Annotated in this window: 4 protein-coding genes; all 4 read left to right on the forward strand. The window is 41.0% G+C overall.

The genetic code is table 11. The features are described 5' to 3' along the window. Positions 1 to 187: 187 nt before the first annotated feature. Complete coding sequence (locus tag HPS55_RS13820; RefSeq protein ID WP_172176328.1) at positions 188 to 1,006, forward strand: Imm26 family immunity protein; 819 nt, start codon at positions 188 to 190, stop codon at positions 1,004 to 1,006. After that, entirely contained in the window at positions 991 to 1,806 is an 816-nt protein-coding gene (locus tag HPS55_RS13825; RefSeq protein WP_172176330.1) for a hypothetical protein, read from the forward strand. The genes HPS55_RS13820 and HPS55_RS13825 overlap by 16 nt, the downstream gene beginning before the upstream one ends. Positions 1,807 to 1,875: 69 nt before the next feature. Then, complete coding sequence (locus HPS55_RS14135) at positions 1,876 to 2,694, forward strand: hypothetical protein (protein ID WP_216653122.1); 819 nt, start codon at positions 1,876 to 1,878, stop codon at positions 2,692 to 2,694. A gap of 12 nt (positions 2,695 to 2,706) precedes the next feature. Beyond that, on the forward strand, positions 2,707 to 3,114 hold the full coding sequence (locus HPS55_RS13835) for a hypothetical protein (RefSeq protein WP_172176332.1): 408 nt from the start codon (positions 2,707 to 2,709) through the stop codon (positions 3,112 to 3,114). Positions 3,115 to 3,354 lie beyond the last annotated feature (240 nt).

Raw genomic sequence — 3,354 nt, forward strand, 5'->3', positions numbered from 1 at the left:
GTATCTGGAATTGTCAGGCCCCGGCATAAAGGCTATGGAGTGGCAGGAGTTTCAGGATATGATAGTGAAAATAGTGTCCGATTATCTCGATACATCAGCCAACACGAGCACCTCTGTTTTTGCAGGCAGAGTGGTTATGGTGGGGTTCGATGACGGTCAACTTGTACGGGTGAAATAAAAAGAAAGTATGGCAAAGCGAATAGTAACCAAAATCGGCAATGTATTTTGTGCCGAGATTGACGATAAGTACAAGTGTTTCTTTCAGTATATCATGAACGACCTGGTACAGCTGAACAGTTCCGTTATACGTGTGTTCAAGCGGCGTTATCCAATGGACTACAAGCCTGATATGGAAGAAATAGTGAATGATGAGGTGTTGTTTTATGCCCACACAATTCTGTATGCTGGCATAATGTACGATGCCTGGTATAAGGTGGGCAAGTCGATGAATTTGGGAGAGGAAGAGTGCAGGAATGTACTGTTCGGATATACCAATGATACTATATTCGACGAATCAGGACATCCAAGAACTGTTAATCGGTCCGATAATTGGATGGTTTGGCATATTGGAGAAGAATTTAATTATATAGGAAAACTGCCGGAAAAATATTTTGGTAATATAGAAGATGGTGTCGTGATTCCATATATTGGAATTATTGACCGAATGAAGTATGGCTTTGACCCTGCTTATTCTGATATATATGAATTTGATATACGCCGTCGCATCCCTCTGCCTTACGCAAACATATACGTAAAGAAAGGATACGATGGGTATAGCACGTTGACATATTTCTATTTCCATGGCAACGACATAGTAAGGCTTGTGGAGATTTCTGATGAAGGCAAGGCTGTACGCATGACTGCTAACGACATTGCAGCGAACAACCACAGAATGAACGGTGTGGCTTTCTCTGATATAAAATGGTGTTATAGTGACTTTATAAGTGAAGAAGAGTTTGACCGTGCATGGAACGAAGAGGATGTAAAAGTATGGCAAAGCGAATAGTAACAAAAATCGGCAATGTATTTTGTGCCGAGATTGACGGTAAGTACAAATGTTTCTTTCAGTATATCATGAACGACCTGGTGCAGCTGAACAGTTCCGTTATACGTGTGTTCAAGCGGCGTTATCCAATGGACTACAAGCCTGATATGGAAGAAATAGTGAATGATGAGGTGTTGTTTTATGCCCATACTATTCTGTATGCAGGCATAATTTATAATGCATGGTATAAGGTGGGCAAGTCGATGAATTTAGGCGAGGAAGAGTGCAGGAAAGTACTGTTCGGTTCAACTTTTGACTACATAATGGACTCTAAAGGAAATATGGAATATGTTGATCCTATGGAAAACTGGCGTGTTTGGCATATAGGAGAAGAACAGTTTCATATAGGTAAACTACCAAAAAAATATATTGATGAGATAGAGACTGGTGGTGTGTATCCATATACTAGTATCGTTGATCGCATGAGATATGGTTTTTATTCAGGCTTTTCTCATTTATACAACTCTGGCAAAAGGAAACGCATCCCCCTTCCTTACGCAGATATTTATGTAAAGAAAGGATATGACGGCTATAGTACGTTGACATATTTCTATTTCCATGGCAACAACATAGTTAGGCTTGTGGAGATTTCAGATGAAGTCAAGGCAGTACGCATGACTGCTGACGACATTGCAGCTAACGACCACAGAATGAACGGTGTGGTATTCTCTGACATAAATTGGAATCCGGATGACTTTGTCAGCGAAGAAGAGTTTGAACGTGCATGGAATGGAGATGAAGATATATATCGCGAATGTTAGTATGCGGAATATTGTGTAACTGAATTATCATGATTATAGAAAACAACAAACTTAAATGAATAAAACGATATGGAAAAGTCTAAGCGAATAGTAACAAAAGCAGGCGATGTGTTCTGTGCCGAAATCGACGGCAAGTACAAGTGTTTCTTTCAGTATATCATTAACGATGTGGTGCAGAAGAAGAACAGCAACGTCGTCCGTGTGTTCAAGCGGCGTTATCCAATGGACTATAAACCGTGTATAGAAGATATTGTCAGCGATGAGGTGCTGTTTTATCTGCATACCGATATTCGCGACGGAATAATGAACGACGCATGGTATAAGGTTGGCGATTCGAAAAAGTCAGGGGAAGAAGATTGCCGGAAAATACTGTTCGGAGCGACCTCGCCTGTAAGCTATGGTCCCGGCAGGAGTATCGAATGTGTAGAGCCCGAGGAAAACTGGCGTATATGGCACATCGGGGAAGATGCTGTTTTTTTAGGCAGACTGCCGAAAGAATATGCAGGCAAGATAGAGGATGGGGCTATCATTCCGTATTATTATCTGCTGATGCGTATGAAGTTGGGCTTTGACACCGACTGGCATTCTTATATATACGAGTTCGGCATACGCCATCGCGTCGCACTACCTGGTGCCGATATATATGTGAAGAAGGGGTACGACTATTACAGCACACAGACCTTTTTCCATTTCCACGGCAAAGGCATTGCAAGACTTGTTGAGATTGCCTACGACGGCAAGGTGACACGCATGACAACCGACGACATTGCGGCAAGCAACCACAAGATGAGCCGTTTGGAATTCTCTGATATAAAATGGATTCACAAAGACTTTATCAAAGAAGAGGAGTTTGAACGTATATGGAATGGAGAAATGAAAATACAGTGATACTAATAGAATATGGAAGAGTTCGAAGTCAAATTATTCACCACAATTTTGGAAAAGTTGCCACAGTCATGCCGGTGGTATGTAGACCAGTATCTTGATGATGCGTTTAAAGATGGGCAACTTTTGGAATTGGAAAAATACGCTTCAGAACTGCCCGAGGCGTATAACTACTATTATTCCCATTGCATAGAATTGACAGATGAATGTATATCATATCTGATACGGGAGTTAAAGAATGATGATTCACTTATTAATTATACATACCAGCATGCCATTGCACACGGTGACGAGATGCTGATGGTAGTATTTGATCAGACTCTGTTCTCTATCCATAAATCTTTCGGCTTTTCTGATGAATTTATACGCCTGTGCGAAGAGAATTTCGTTTATATAGATGTTGAGGACCATATTGTATTATAATACTTTCAGCTATGAATATAATTAAATCATTGATAAACAGCTTGTTTGGCGAAAAAAGTGATAGCATGAAAATGCGAATTCATGATTGGCTCACAGCCATTGACAGCAAAGAGACTGTCCCTTCGGAAATAACAGCTTTCAATATCGGTATTTTCGAGCAGGATGAAGGCTATAGTATCTATCTTACCGGCTCGGAGGAGTATGATGCCGATGGCGACGACTGGGCCTGCGACGTTGACT

Source organism: Xylanibacter rodentium, assembly GCF_013166575.1.
Taxonomy (GTDB): domain Bacteria; phylum Bacteroidota; class Bacteroidia; order Bacteroidales; family Bacteroidaceae; genus Prevotella; species Prevotella rodentium.

Bases quoted from the DNA above. Each gene is read 5' to 3' on its own strand.
- HPS55_RS13835 (WP_172176332.1), top strand. From the start codon at position 2,707: ATGGAAGAGTTCGAAGTCAAATTATTCACCACAATTTTGGAAAAGTTG.
- HPS55_RS13825 (WP_172176330.1), top strand. From the start codon at position 991: ATGGCAAAGCGAATAGTAACAAAAATCGGCAATGTATTTTGTGCCGAG.
- HPS55_RS13820 (WP_172176328.1), top strand. From the start codon at position 188: ATGGCAAAGCGAATAGTAACCAAAATCGGCAATGTATTTTGTGCCGAG.
- HPS55_RS14135 (WP_216653122.1), top strand. From the start codon at position 1,876: ATGGAAAAGTCTAAGCGAATAGTAACAAAAGCAGGCGATGTGTTCTGT.